The organism is Klebsiella sp. GG_Kp146 (assembly GCF_040061975.1).
Taxonomy (GTDB): domain Bacteria; phylum Pseudomonadota; class Gammaproteobacteria; order Enterobacterales; family Enterobacteriaceae; genus Klebsiella; species Klebsiella quasipneumoniae.
In genome coordinates this window covers 181,834-195,240 of record NZ_JBEAHA010000013.1, presented here as the reverse complement: position 1 = coordinate 195,240, position 13,407 = coordinate 181,834, and the positions used below count along the sequence as shown (strand labels likewise).

Here is a 13,407-nt window from a genome sequence, read left to right as displayed (position 1 = left end):
AAAATGACGATTTTTGATAACTATGAAGTATGGTTCGTTATTGGCAGCCAACATCTCTACGGCCCGGAAGCCCTGCGCCAGGTGACGAAGCATGCCGAACATGTGGTGAACAGCCTGAATGCGGAAGCCAAACTGCCGTGCAAACTGGTCCTCAAGCCGCTGGGCACTACCCCGGACGAGATCACCCATATCTGCCGCGACGCCAACTACGATGACAAATGCGCCGGGTTAGTGGTCTGGCTGCATACCTTCTCGCCGGCAAAAATGTGGATCAACGGCCTGACCATCCTCAACAAGCCGCTGCTGCAGTTCCATACGCAGTACAATGCCGCGCTGCCGTGGGACAGCATCGATATGGACTTTATGAACCTGAACCAGACCGCACACGGCGGCCGCGAGTTCGGCTTCATCGGCGCCCGTATGCGCCAGCAGCACAGCGTGGTGACCGGCCACTGGCAGGATAAAGAGGCCCACCAGCGCATCGGCGGCTGGATGCGCCAGGCGGTCTCCAGACAGGATACCCGTCATCTGAAAGTGTGCCGTTTCGGCGATAACATGCGTGAAGTGGCGGTGACCGACGGCGATAAAGTCGCGGCGCAGATCAAGTTTGGCTTCTCAGTGAACACCTGGGCGGTCGGCGATCTGGTGCAGGTGGTCAACAGCGTCAGCGACGGCGATATCAGCGCGCTGGTCGATGAATACGAGAGCAGCTACCGTCTGACCCCGGCGGCGCAGGTTCACGGCGACAAGCGCCAGAACGTGCTGGACGCCGCGCGCATTGAGCTGGGGATGAAACGCTTCCTCGAACAGGGCGGTTTCCACGCCTTTACCACCACCTTTGAAGATCTCCACGGCCTGAAACAGCTCCCGGGTCTCGCCGTACAGCGCCTGATGCAGCAGGGCTACGGCTTTGCCGGCGAGGGCGACTGGAAAACCGCCGCTCTGCTTCGCATCATGAAGGTGATGTCAACTGGTCTGCAGGGCGGCACCTCCTTTATGGAGGATTACACCTACCACTTCGACAATGGCAACGATCTGGTGCTCGGCTCGCACATGCTGGAAGTGTGCCCGACGATCGCCACCGCTGAGAAACCGATCCTCGACGTCCAGCCGCTGGGCATCGGCGGCAAAGCGGATCCGGCGCGCCTGATCTTCAATACCCAGACCGGCCCGGCGATTGTCGCCAGCCTGATCGACCTGGGAGACCGCTTCCGTCTGCTGGTCAACACCATTGAAACCGTCCCGACGCCGCACGATCTGCCGAAGCTGCCGGTGGCCAACGCCCTGTGGAAAGCGCAGCCGGATCTGCGTACCGCTTCGGAAGCCTGGATCATCGCCGGCGGCGCGCACCATACCGTCTTCAGCCATGCGCTGAACCTCGACGATATGCGCCAGTTCGCCGAGCTGAATGATATCGAGCTGACCGTCATCGACAACGATACCCGTCTGCCGGCCTTTAAAGACGCGCTGCGCTGGAATGAAGTCTATTACGGTTCAAAACGCTAAAAGGTCGTCCCCTCACCCTACCCCTTTCCCCGCCGGGGAGAGGGTACCGGCCGGGCGCGATGCCGCCTTCCTCCCTCTCCCGCCGGGAGAGGGCCGGGGTGAGGGATACCCGACTCGCCTGCTATTCGGAGCACACTATGTTAGAAGATCTTAAACGCCAGGTTCTGGAAGCCAACTTAGCGCTGCCGCAGCATAATCTGGTGACCTTAACCTGGGGCAACGTCAGCGCCGTCGACCGCGACCAGGGCGTTCTGGTTATCAAACCCTCCGGCGTGGATTATCGCGTAATGACCGCCGACGATATGGTGGTGGTCAGTCTGGAGAGCGGCGAAGTGGTGGAGGGTAAGAAAAAGCCCTCGTCGGATACCCCGACCCATCGCCTGTTGTATCAGGCTTTCCCGACGCTGGGCGGCATTGTGCATACCCATTCGCGCCACGCCACCATCTGGGCGCAGGCCGGGCAAGCTATTCCGGCGACCGGCACCACCCACGCCGACTATTTCTATGGCCCGGTGCCCTGCACCCGGCTGATGACCGATGCGGAGATCAATGGCGAATACGAATGGGAAACCGGCAAGGTGATTGTTGAAACCTTCCGCCAGCGCGAGATCGACCCGGCGCAGATGCCCGGCGTGCTGGTTCATTCCCACGGCCCGTTCGCATGGGGTAAAAACGCCGAAGACGCGGTGCATAACGCCATCGTGCTGGAAGAGATCGCGTATATGGGCATCTTCTGCCGCCAGCTGGCGCCGCAGCTGCCGGATATGCAGCAGACCCTGCTGGATAAACACTATCTGCGTAAGCACGGGGCTAAAGCCTACTACGGCCAATAATCACCCTGCTCGCGCTGCGCCTGGCAGGGCTACGGCTCTGCCGCGTCGGGTAGCCCGGATAAGCGCGCAAGCCGAAATCCGGCGCCACATTAGCGCCGAGTACCTGTATAAAACCCCAGCACCTCCTGAGAAACCAGGCTATAATCAGGCCTGGTTTTTTATCGTTGAGAGCACCCGTGACCCAGCCACGAGCAGGTTTTTTACTCACCCGTCACTGGCGGGACACTCCGCAAGGCACCGAGCTGTCCTTCTGGCTGGCCACCGACGACGGCCCGCTGCAGGTCACGCTGCCGCCGCAGGAGTCCGTCGCCTTTATCCCCGCCGCGCAGCGGGCGCAGGCTGAGCGACTGCTGCAGGGTGAGAAAGGCTTCCGCTTCGCCCCGCTGGCCCTGAAAGATTTCCACCGCCAGCCGGTGGTCGGCCTCTACTGCCGCGCCCATCGTCAATTGATGCGTCTGGAGAAGATGCTCCGCGACAGCGGCGTCACCCTCTATGAGGGCGATATCCGTCCGCCGGAGCGCTACCTGATGGAGCGCTTTATTACCGCCCCGGTGTGGGTGGAAGGCGAAACGCGTGGCCCGCATCTGGTCAACGCGCGCATGAAACCCCATCCTGACTATCGCCCGCCGCTGAAATGGGTGTCGCTGGATATCGAAACCAGCCGTCACGGCGAGCTGTACTGCATCGGCCTGGAAGGCTGCGGTCAGCGGGTGGTCTACATGCTGGGCCCCGAACCGGAAACGCCGCCAGACGTCGATTTCGATCTGGTCTACGTCGCCAGTCGCCCCCTGCTGCTGGAAAAGCTCAACGCCTGGTTTGCCGATCACGACCCCGACGTGCTGATCGGCTGGAACGTGGTGCAGTTTGATCTGCGCGTCCTGCAAAAGCATGCCGAACGCTATCGTATCCCGCTGCGGCTCGGCCGCGGCAACAGCGAGCTGGAGTGGCGCGAGCACGGCTTTAAGAACGGCGTCTTCTTCGCCCAGGCCAACGGCCGGCTGATTATCGACGGTATCGAGGCGCTGAAATCGGCGTTCTGGAATTTCTCCTCCTTTTCGCTGGAGGCGGTGGCGCGCGAGCTGTTGGGCGAAGGTAAAGCCATCGACAACCCGTGGGATCGGATGGATGAGATCGATCGCCGCTTCCATGACGATAAACCGGCGCTGGCCATCTATAACCTGCAGGACTGCGAGCTGGTGACGCGGATCTTCCACAAAACGGAGATCATGCCGTTTCTGCTCGAACGAGCGACGGTCAACGGCCTGCCCGCCGATCGCCACGGCGGCTCGGTCGCCGCCTTCAGCCACCTCTATTTTCCGCGCATGCACCGCCTGGGCTACGTGGCGCCGAACCTCGGCGACGTGCCGCCGCAGGCGAGCCCCGGCGGCTATGTGATGGACTCCCGCCCCGGTCTGTATGACTCGGTGCTGGTGCTGGACTACAAGAGCCTGTATCCGTCGATCATTCGCACCTTTTTAATCGATCCGGTCGGCCTGGTGGAGGGTCTGGCGCAGCCCGATGACCAGCACAGCATTGAGGGCTTCCTCGGCGCCCGCTTCTCGCGAGACAAGCACTGCCTGCCGGGGATTGTCAGCCAGATCTGGCATGGCCGCGATGAAGCCAAGCGCCGGCACAATAAGCCGCTATCCCAGGCGCTGAAGATAATCATGAACGCCTTTTACGGCGTACTGGGCACCAGCGCCTGCCGCTTCTTCGACCCGCGTCTCGCCTCGTCGATCACCATGCGCGGCCACGCGATCATGCGTCAGACCAAAGCGTTAATTGAAGCCAAAGGCTATGACGTTATCTACGGCGATACCGACTCCACCTTCGTCTGGCTTAAGCGCCCGCACAGCGAAGCGCAGGCGGCGGAGATTGGCCGGACGCTGGTGAACGATGTCAACGCCTGGTGGGCGCAAGAGCTTGGCAAAAGCCAGCTTACCAGCGCCCTGGAGCTGGAATACGAAACCCACTTCTGCCGTTTTCTGATGCCGACGATCCGCGGCGCCGATACCGGCAGCAAGAAGCGTTACGCCGGCATGATTCAGGAGGGCGACGGCCAGCGCATGGTTTTCAAAGGGCTGGAAACGGTGCGCACCGACTGGACGCCGCTGGCCCAGCAGTTTCAGCAGGAGCTGTACCTGCGCATCTTCCGCAACCAGCCGTATCAGGATTATGTGCGGGAGACTATCGCCAGGCTGATGAACGGCGAGCTCGATGAGCAGCTGGTTTATCGCAAACGCCTGCGCCGGCCGCTGGCGGAGTATCAGCGCAACGTGCCGCCTCACGTGCGCGCCGCGAGGCTTGCCGATGAGCACAACCTGAAGCGGGGTCGGGCGCAGCAGTATCAGCAGCGCGGCACCATCAAATACGTCTGGACCACCGGCGGCCCGGAACCGGTGGATTATCAGCAATCGCCGCTCGATTACGACCACTATTTGTCAAAGCAGCTGCAGCCGGTAGCGGAAGGGATCCTGCCCTTCGTCAACGACGACTTTGCTACAATAGTGACAGGACAGCTGGGGCTATTTTGATTTTTTCACACCCATTCTGCGGGCGCAGAAGCCTGAAAATGAACCGTGAGGAGGACGTGACGAACGTTCTGCCATCCAGTAATATAGCGCCCTTTCCATTCCTGGCCCCAATTTTGACGCATCTCCGGTTGTACATGGGGATGATCAACTATTGCCTGCAATTAAAGAACTAAAGAGCCGAACATATATGCCTTTTACACTTGGTCAACGCTGGATTAGCGACACAGAGAGCGAACTAGGATTAGGGACGGTGGTAGCGCTGGATGCGCGCATGGTCACTCTCCTCTTCCCCGCCATCGGCGAAAACCGTCTGTACTCACGCAACGATTCCCCGATCACTCGCGTGATGTTTAACCCGGGCGACACCATTACCAGCCACGAAGGCTGGCAGCTCCACGTTGACAAAGTGCATGAAGAGAACGGGCTGCTGTCCTACACCGGCACCCGCCTCGATACCCAGGAAGCGAACGTCACCCTGCGTGAAGTGCTGCTCGACAGCAAACTGGTGTTCAGCAAGCCGCAGGACCGCCTGTTCGCCGGCCAAATCGACCGCATGGACCGCTTTGCCCTGCGCTACCGCGCGCGCAAGTTCCAGAGCGAGCAGTACCGCATGCCGTGGAGCGGCCTGCGCGGCCAGCGCACCAGCCTGATCCCGCATCAGCTGAACATCGCCCACGATGTGGGTCGTCGTCACGCTCCGCGCGTCCTGCTGGCCGATGAAGTGGGCTTAGGTAAAACCATCGAAGCCGGGATGATCCTGCACCAGCAGCTGCTCTCCGGCGCCGCCGAGCGCGTACTGATTGTGGTCCCGGAAACCCTTCAGCACCAGTGGCTGGTGGAGATGCTGCGCCGCTTCAACCTGCGCTTCTCGCTGTTTGACGACGAGCGCTACGCCGAAGCGCAGCATGACGCCTATAACCCGTTTGAAACCGAACAGCTGGTGATCTGCTCTTTAGACTTCGTGCGCCGCAGCAAGCAGCGTCTGGAGCATCTGTGCGACGCCGAGTGGGACCTGATGGTGGTCGATGAAGCGCACCACCTGGTGTGGAGCGAAGAGGCGCCGAGCCGCGAATATCAAGCCATTGAACAGCTGGCCGAGCGCGTGCCGGGCATTCTGCTGCTGACCGCGACGCCGGAACAGCTGGGGATGGAGAGCCACTTTGCGCGCCTGCGCCTGCTGGATCCGAACCGCTTCCACGATTTCGCGCAGTTTGTCGAAGAACAGCAGAACTACCGTCCGGTGGCCGACGCCGTCGCCCTGCTGCTGGCGGGCAACAAGCTGAGCGATAACGAACTCAATACCCTCGGCGATCTGATCGGCGAGCAGGATATCGAGCCGCTGCTGCAGGCTGCCAACAGCGATCGCGAAGACGCCCAGGCCGCGCGCCAGGAGCTGGTCTCGATGCTGATGGACCGCCACGGCACCAGCCGCGTGCTGTTCCGTAACACCCGTAACGGCGTCAAAGGTTTCCCGAAACGCGAGCTGCACACCATTCGCCTGCCGCTGCCGACCCAGTACCAGACGGCCATCAAAGTGTCCGGCATCATGGGCGCCCGCAAAACCGCGGAAGAGCGCGCGCGCGACATGCTCTATCCGGAGCAGATCTATCAGGAATTTGAAGGCGATACCGGCACCTGGTGGAACTTCGACCCGCGCGTTGAGTGGCTGATGGGCTACCTGACCAGCCACCGTTCGCAGAAGGTGCTGGTGATCTGCGCCAAGGCCGCCACCGCGCTGCAGCTGGAGCAGGTGCTGCGCGAGCGCGAAGGTATCCGCGCCGCCGTGTTCCATGAAGGAATGTCGATTATCGAACGCGACCGCGCCGCGGCGTGGTTTGCCGAAGAAGACACCGGCGCCCAGGTGCTGCTGTGCTCTGAGATCGGTTCCGAAGGACGTAACTTCCAGTTCGCCAGCAATCTGGTGATGTTCGATCTGCCGTTTAACCCGGATCTGCTGGAGCAGCGTATCGGCCGTCTCGACCGTATCGGCCAGGCGCACGATATCCAGATCCACGTCCCGTACCTGGAAAAGACCGCGCAGTCGGTGCTGGTGCGCTGGTACCACGAAGGTCTCGACGCCTTCGAACATACCTGCCCGACCGGACGGACCGTCTACGACAGCGTCCATGACGAGCTGATCAACTACCTTGCGGCGCCGGAATCCACCGACGGCTTTGACGATCTGATCAAGTCCTGCCGCCAGCAGCATGACGCCCTGAAAGCGCAGCTGGAGCAGGGCCGCGACCGTCTGCTGGAGATCCACTCCAACGGCGGCGAGAAAGCCCAGGCCCTGGCGGAGAGCATCGAAGAGCAGGATGACGACACCAGCCTGATCGCCTTCTCGATGAACCTGTTCGATATCGTCGGCATCAACCAGGACGACCGCGGCGAAAACCTGATCGTCCTCACCCCTTCCGACCATATGCTGGTCCCGGACTTCCCGGGTCTGCCGGAGGACGGCTGCACTATCACCTTTGAGCGTGACGTGGCGCTGTCGCGTGAAGACGCGCAGTTCATCACCTGGGAGCACCCGCTGATCCGCAACGGCCTCGACCTGATCCTCTCCGGCGATACCGGCAGCAGCACCATTTCCCTGCTGAAGAACAAGGCGCTGCCGGTCGGCACTCTGCTGCTGGAGCTGATCTACGTGGTCGAAGCGCAGGCGCCGAAGCAGCTGCAGCTCAACCGCTTCCTGCCGGCGACCCCGGTTCGCATGCTGCTGGATAAAAACGGCAACAATCTCGCCGGCCAGGTGGAGTTTGAAAGCTTCAACCGCCAGCTGAGCGCGGTCAATCGCCACACCGGCAGCAAGCTGGTCAACGCGGTTCAACAGGACGTTCACGCCATTCTGCAGCAGGGCGAAGCGCAGATCGCCAAGGCGGCGCAGGGGCTGATCGACGCGGCGCGTAGCGAAGCCGACGATAAGCTGACGGCGGAACTCTCCCGTCTGGAAGCGCTGAAGGCGGTCAACCCGAACATCCGTGACGACGAACTGGCGGCGATTGAAAGTAACCGCCAGCAGGTGCTGGAGGCGCTGGGACAGGCCGGATGGCGTCTGGACGCGCTGCGTCTGATCGTCGTCACTCACCAGTAACGGAACGCAAAATGGCGATGGAAAACTACAATCCGCCGCAGGATCCCTGGCTGGTGATCCTGTATCAGGATGAGCACATCATGGTGGTCAACAAGCCGAGCGGCTTGTTGTCCGTGCCGGGTCGTCTTGATGAACATAAAGACAGCGTGATGACGCGCATTCAGCGCGACTTCCCGCAGGCCGAATCGGTGCATCGCCTTGATATGGCCACCAGCGGCGTGATTGTGGTGGCGCTGAATAAGGCGGCGGAACGCGAACTGAAGCGTCAGTTCCGCGAGCGCGAGCCGAAGAAGCAGTACATCGCCCGCGTCTGGGGCCATCCGCAGCCGGCGGAGGGCCTGGTGGATTTACCGCTGATTTGCGACTGGCCGAACCGGCCAAAGCAGAAGGTGTGTTATGAAACCGGCAAAGCGGCGCAGACCGAGTATGAGGTGCTGGAGTACGCGGAAGATAACACCGCCCGCGTGCGCCTGAAGCCGATTACCGGACGGTCGCACCAGCTGCGCGTGCATATGCTGGCGCTGGGGCATCCGATCCTTGGCGACCGCTTTTACGCCACGCCTGAGGCGCTGGCGATGGCCCCGCGCCTGCTGCTGCACGCCGAGACGCTCACCATTACCCACCCCGCCTACGGCAACGCGATGACCTTCCGCGCGCCGATCGACTTTTAGGACCTACCCGGCAGCGCTTTGCCGCCGGGGAATACTGACCCGTTAATCGCGGGCAAACCACGCGTCAATCATCTGCTCAACGCGGGCAACGACGAGATCGGTGTCGTGACGACGGCTGCGCGCGCAGGCGTGCGCCGGCTCATCGCACAGCAGGCAGCGGCGCTGCGACTCGCCCAGCGACTGGCGTCCCACCTGCCCGCTCTGCGGACAGATCACATCGATATCCCACAAGCGTCCCAGCGGATGGCTCTGCTCCAGCGTACTGCACATCGCTTTGATTTCGCTGGCCGGGTGCGCCACGCACCACAGCGCTTCAGGCCCGGTCGGCAGCCACAGCACCTGACGATCCAGCGTTTGCCAGCGGTGCTTCCACAGCAGTTGATCGCAGGCCTGGAGGGCTACGCCCATCATGTTGCGATAGCGAATGCTGTCCTTCACCGCCCCGGGGGTCACCAGGGTCAGGGAAATAACAGGCTGCTGATAATGGGCCAACCAGTCGGCCTGGCGGGCTGCACGCTGCTCTTTCGCCGCCAGCAATGCGTCGATGCTGACGCCCGCCTGGGCGGGAGTATCCACTGACATTAATTCCTCTCCTACATATGATAAATGCGACAGCGCCTGGACTGTCATGATGATGGTTGCGATAGCCGATCGCGCGCTGATTGTAACGCTAAATGCGGAGCATTTAGGATACAGAACGCAGATATTTTCGGCGTTCTGTAGCGGAAAATAGCAGGTTTATCGCTGAGCGTAGCGTTATATCACGCCAGATAGTGGCTGAGGAACAGCAACCCCAGCGAGACATTTATCGCCCCGCCAATCCGGGTAGCGATCTGCGCGAACGGCATCAGGCTCATGCGGTTGCCGGCGGTCAGGATCGCCACATCGCCGGTGCCGCCCTGCCCGCTCTGGCAACAGGAGACAATCGCCACATCGACCGGGTGCATCCCTATCTTTTTACCGACCAGGAAACCGGTCGCCACCAGCGCGGAGACGGTGCTGACGATCACCAGCAGGTTGGTGAAAGTGAAGGCGTTCACCAGCTCCTGCCACGGGGTGATCGCCACGCCGACGGCAAAGAGGATCGGGTAGGTGACCGCGGTGCGGAAGAATTTATACACCATCTGCGATCCCTCCTGCAGGCGCGGAGAAACCACATTAGCCAGCTTTAACAGCACCGCGAGAAACAGCATGCCCACCGGCGCCGGCAGACCAATCAGTTTGTGGCCGAGCATCCCCATCATATACAGCAGCACCGCCAGCAGCGCGCCGGAGGCCAGCGTCCCGACGTCGGTTTTGCCGCTCACGCCTTCGCTCTCGCCGAGGCTGCGGGTTTCATGGCTGCGGTTCGGCATCAGCTGCCCTTCGCCGGTCAGATGCGGGAAGCGCTTGCCGAGCTGGTTGAGGCAGCCGGAGATGACGATCGCCGTCAGGCTGCCGAGCATCACCATCGGCAACACCCGGCCCAGGGCCACTCCCTGCTCCATATGCATCAGCGCGGCGTAGCCCATCGATAGCGGGATCGCCCCTTCCCCTACGCCGCCGGCCATGATCGGCAGCACGATAAAGAAGAACACCTGGAACGGCTCCATGCCCAAGAGCGTGCCGACGCCGATGCCCACCAGCATGCCGACCACCTCGCCGCACAGCATTGGGAAGAAGATCTTCAGGAAGCCCTGAATCAGGGTGGTGCGGTTCATACTCATGATGCTGCCGACGATAATGCAGCAGATATAGAGATAGAGGATGTTGGTGGATTTATAGAATTTGGTGGTGGATTCAACGACCACGTCCGGCAGCAGGCCGTAATGGACCAGCGCGGAAGGAATAAAAGTGGCGCAGATCGCCGCCGCGCCGAGTTTTCCCAGCACCGGCAGGCGTTTGCCAAACTCGCCGCAGGCGAAGCCAAAGAAAGCCAGCGTAGCCACCATCACCACGATATCGCTCGGCAGTTTACCGCCAAGGCAGTCGAGAGCGATCAGCCCCCCGGCCAGCAGAAACAGCGGCAGCGGGACGATCCCTACCTTCCAGTTATCCATGATGTGCCACCAGCGCTGCCTGAGCGTGGTTTTCGGCGTATTGATCGGTTCAAGGGTTGCAGAGAATGCGTTGTCTGTGGTGCTCATAAATTCAGCCCTGTCGTTATTATTCATTTTCAGCGTAAAGGGACAGCGGCGTCGTTAATGTGAAGCTCCCCGAATTAAAAAAGAAGTTTTAATGGTCACTATGGTTTTTATGGTTTCTATTCGCTGATCCGCGCAGGGGTGATATATCTCTGATTTATTATCGTGGTTTTTATGGTTTTTATTTCCCGCCACGCGTTATTTCCGCCGCGACTACTGGCGACAGCCGGCGCCTGCGCCGCTGATCACAACTTTCCCTTAACATTTACGTCACGTGACAGAAAAATGATAGAGTGCCGGTATGGTGAATACGTCGTCCGGGACCTATGAAATTATCTTTTCAATATAAGCTGTTTATTTCGCTGGTCGCTTTTTTCTCAGTCCTGTTTATCGCGCTGGGTATTTATTATTACTTTGACGCCAGCCGCCAGCTTTATCAGGAAATGAGCGCCCGGGCCAAAATTCAGGCCGAAGAGATAGCCCTGATGCCAAATTTACGTCAGCAGGTCAGCCGGCATGACCCGCAGGCGATTGAGGCGTTTATGCAGCAAATCGCCGCCCATAGCGACGCCAGCTTTATCGTCATCGGTGACCGCCAGGGGATGCATCTGTTTCATTCCGTCCATCCGGAGTGGGTCGGCACGCGGCTGGTCGGCGGCGACAACCAGGCGGTACTGGAGGGAAAGTCCATTACCACCATTCGCAAAGGCGGCCTGGGCGTCTCGCTGCGCAGTAAAACGCCCATCGTCGATGACGCGGGGCGGGTGATCGGCATTGTCTCCGTCGGCTACCTCACCAGCTATCTCGACAGCATTACCCTGAGCAAAGTGATCAATATTTTTATCGCCGCCGTCCTGCTGCTCACCGCCCTGTTTATCTTCTCCTGGTACTTTACCCGCAGCATCAAGAAACAGATTTTTTCGCTCGAGCCGCGGGAGATAGGCCTGCTGGTGCGCCAGCAAAAGGCGATGATGGAGTCGATCTTTGAGGGGGTGATCGTCATCGATCGCCAGCGGCGCATTGAGGTGATTAACCATGCCGCCCGCAGCCTGCTGGGACTCAGCCAGCCCGCCCGTCAGCTGCGCGGCCAGTCCATCGACAGCGTGATTTCCCCGCAGCCCTTTTTCGCCAGCGGCGACATGCTTGAGCGCGACACCCATGATGAACTGTGCCGCTTCAACCAGTTGACCGTGCTCGCCAGTCGGGTGCGCATTATGCTGGAGAATACCCTGCAGGGCTGGGTGATTACCTTTCGTGACCGCAATGAAATCAATGCCCTCACCGCCCAGCTGAGCCAGGTGAAGCGCTATGTCGACAATCTTCGCATCATGCGCCACGAGCAGCTCAACCGGATGACCACCCTCTCCGGCCTGCTGCATATGGGCCATTATGACGAAGCGATCCGCTATATTCAGGCCCAGTCGGAGCATGCTCAGGAGCTACTGGACTTTATCTCCTCGCACTTCCACTCGCCGACGCTGTGCGGTCTGCTGCTCGGCAAAGCCACTCGCGCCCGCGAAAAAGGCGTGGCGCTGAGCTTCGACCCGGCCTGCCGCATTGACCGTCCGCTGCCGTCGCTGATGGAATCCGAACTGATCTCCATCATCGGCAACCTGCTGGATAACGCCATCGAAGCCACGCAGCGCGCCGAGCTTCCTCATGAGCCGGTGGAAGTCCTGATCCAGCTCAACGCCCGGGAGCTGATTATCGAAGTGGCCGACCGCGGCGTCGGCATCCGCCCCGATATCCGCGAGCGCATTTTTGAACGCGGCATCACCACCAAAACCCGTGGCGATCACGGCATTGGTCTGTATCTTATTGAACATTATGTCACTCAGGCGGGCGGCACCATCGAAGTCGCCGATAACGCGCCGCGGGGAACGATCTTCACCCTGTTTATCCCGGCCGACGCGCCCGCCTGTCCGCAACCGGAGGCCCACGATGCATCATGACCTGGTCGATGTGTTAATCATTGAAGATGAGAGCGAGCTGGCGCGCCTGCACGCCGAGCTTGTGCAGAAACACCCGCGCCTGCGGCTGGCGGGCATGGCGGCCTCCCTCGCTCAGGCCCGTCAGTTGCTCCACGCCACGCCGCCGCAGCTGGTGCTGCTGGATAACTATTTGCCGGACGGCAAAGGGGTGACGCTGATGACCGACCCGGCGCTGGCGACCAGCCAATGCTCGGTGATCTTTATCACCGCCGCCAGCGATATGGAAACCTGCAGCCAGGCCATCCGCAACGGCGCCTTCGACTATATTCTTAAGCCGGTATCATGGAAGCGGCTGAGCCAGTCGCTGGAGCGTTTTATCCAGTTCTACGATCAGCAGCGGGAGTGGAAAATCGTCGATCAGCAGAACGTCGATTCCCTCTATCAACTGCAGGCGAAGAACTATCGTATGGATAGTGGCAGCAAAGGGATTGAAGAGAAAACGCTGGCGCTGGTGCAGGGTCTGTTTAGCGGCCGGGAAGCGCACTGCTTTTCCGTTGATGAGGTGGTCAGCGCCGCCGGGCTCAGCAAAACCACCGCCCGCCGCTATCTTGAACACGGCGTTGAGACCGGTTTTCTGGAGGTGGAGATGCTGTACGGAAAAATCGGCCATCCGCGGCGGCTGTATCGCCGCGCACAGGCCAAACGCTAACCCCCT

The 13,407-nt window shown here is 60.7% G+C and carries 9 protein-coding genes; 7 read left to right on the top strand and 2 right to left on the bottom strand.

All coding sequences use genetic code 11. From position 1 onward, the window contains the following. Positions 1 to 3: 3 nt before the first annotated feature. The 5 genes from araA to rluA all read left to right on the top strand — a co-directional run bounded on the left by araA (position 4) and on the right by rluA (position 8,638). Positions 4 to 1,506, top strand: a complete 1,503-nt coding sequence (gene araA, locus ABLU95_RS15415) for an L-arabinose isomerase (protein WP_023291959.1) — start codon at positions 4 to 6, stop codon at positions 1,504 to 1,506. A 137-nt stretch (positions 1,507 to 1,643) separates the two neighbouring features. Further along, positions 1,644 to 2,339 (top strand): L-ribulose-5-phosphate 4-epimerase, encoded by a 696-nt coding sequence (araD, locus tag ABLU95_RS15410; RefSeq protein WP_017901201.1) that lies wholly within the window; start codon positions 1,644 to 1,646, stop codon positions 2,337 to 2,339. Positions 2,340 to 2,515: 176 nt separating this feature from the next. Then, positions 2,516 to 4,873 carry a DNA polymerase II gene (polB, locus tag ABLU95_RS15405; RefSeq protein ID WP_023291958.1) on the top strand — a complete coding sequence of 786 codons (2,358 nt, stop codon included), beginning with the start codon at positions 2,516 to 2,518 and terminating at the stop codon, positions 4,871 to 4,873. A gap of 187 nt (positions 4,874 to 5,060) precedes the next feature. Further along, positions 5,061 to 7,967 carry an RNA polymerase-associated protein RapA gene (gene rapA, locus ABLU95_RS15400; RefSeq protein ID WP_032453828.1) on the top strand — a complete coding sequence of 969 codons (2,907 nt, stop codon included), beginning with the start codon at positions 5,061 to 5,063 and terminating at the stop codon, positions 7,965 to 7,967. Between the two features lie 11 nt (positions 7,968 to 7,978). Continuing rightward, a complete protein-coding gene (rluA, locus tag ABLU95_RS15395) occupies positions 7,979 to 8,638 on the top strand; it encodes a bifunctional tRNA pseudouridine(32) synthase/23S rRNA pseudouridine(746) synthase RluA (RefSeq protein ID WP_023291957.1) in 660 nt (219 codons plus the stop codon). A 42-nt stretch (positions 8,639 to 8,680) separates the two neighbouring features. Here the strand turns inward: rluA and citX are convergent, their stop codons facing one another. Together citX and ABLU95_RS15385 are read right to left on the bottom strand one after the other, a co-directional pair. Further along, positions 8,681 to 9,220, bottom strand: a complete 540-nt coding sequence (citX, locus tag ABLU95_RS15390) for a citrate lyase holo-[acyl-carrier protein] synthase (RefSeq protein WP_004204286.1) — start codon at positions 9,218 to 9,220, stop codon at positions 8,681 to 8,683. A gap of 179 nt (positions 9,221 to 9,399) precedes the next feature. Beyond that, the gene (locus ABLU95_RS15385; protein ID WP_044520990.1) at positions 9,400 to 10,764 is read right to left on the bottom strand and encodes a 2-hydroxycarboxylate transporter family protein; all 1,365 of its coding nucleotides are present in this window, start codon (positions 10,762 to 10,764) and stop codon (positions 9,400 to 9,402) included. Positions 10,765 to 11,087: 323 nt separating this feature from the next. Between ABLU95_RS15385 and ABLU95_RS15380 the strand changes: the two genes are divergently transcribed. Then, positions 11,088 to 12,713 carry a sensor histidine kinase gene (locus tag ABLU95_RS15380; protein ID WP_348879904.1) on the top strand — a complete coding sequence of 542 codons (1,626 nt, stop codon included), beginning with the start codon at positions 11,088 to 11,090 and terminating at the stop codon, positions 12,711 to 12,713. After that, complete coding sequence (locus ABLU95_RS15375) at positions 12,703 to 13,401, top strand: response regulator (protein ID WP_023291954.1); 699 nt, start codon at positions 12,703 to 12,705, stop codon at positions 13,399 to 13,401. The genes ABLU95_RS15380 and ABLU95_RS15375 overlap by 11 nt, the downstream gene beginning before the upstream one ends. The last annotated feature ends 6 nt before the right edge of the window (positions 13,402 to 13,407 follow it).

Excerpts from the sequence above, each read along its gene's own strand:
- araA (WP_023291959.1), top strand. The coding sequence starts at position 4 with ATGACGATTTTTGATAACTATGAAGTATGGTTCGTTATTGGCAGCCAA.
- araD (WP_017901201.1), top strand. The coding sequence starts at position 1,644 with ATGTTAGAAGATCTTAAACGCCAGGTTCTGGAAGCCAACTTAGCGCTG.
- rapA (WP_032453828.1), top strand. The coding sequence starts at position 5,061 with ATGCCTTTTACACTTGGTCAACGCTGGATTAGCGACACAGAGAGCGAA.
- rluA (WP_023291957.1), top strand. The coding sequence starts at position 7,979 with ATGGCGATGGAAAACTACAATCCGCCGCAGGATCCCTGGCTGGTGATC.
- citX (WP_004204286.1), bottom strand. The coding sequence starts at position 9,220 with ATGTCAGTGGATACTCCCGCCCAGGCGGGCGTCAGCATCGACGCATTG.
- ABLU95_RS15385 (WP_044520990.1), bottom strand. The coding sequence starts at position 10,764 with ATGAGCACCACAGACAACGCATTCTCTGCAACCCTTGAACCGATCAAT.
- ABLU95_RS15380 (WP_348879904.1), top strand. The coding sequence starts at position 11,088 with ATGAAATTATCTTTTCAATATAAGCTGTTTATTTCGCTGGTCGCTTTT.
- ABLU95_RS15375 (WP_023291954.1), top strand. The coding sequence starts at position 12,703 with ATGCATCATGACCTGGTCGATGTGTTAATCATTGAAGATGAGAGCGAG.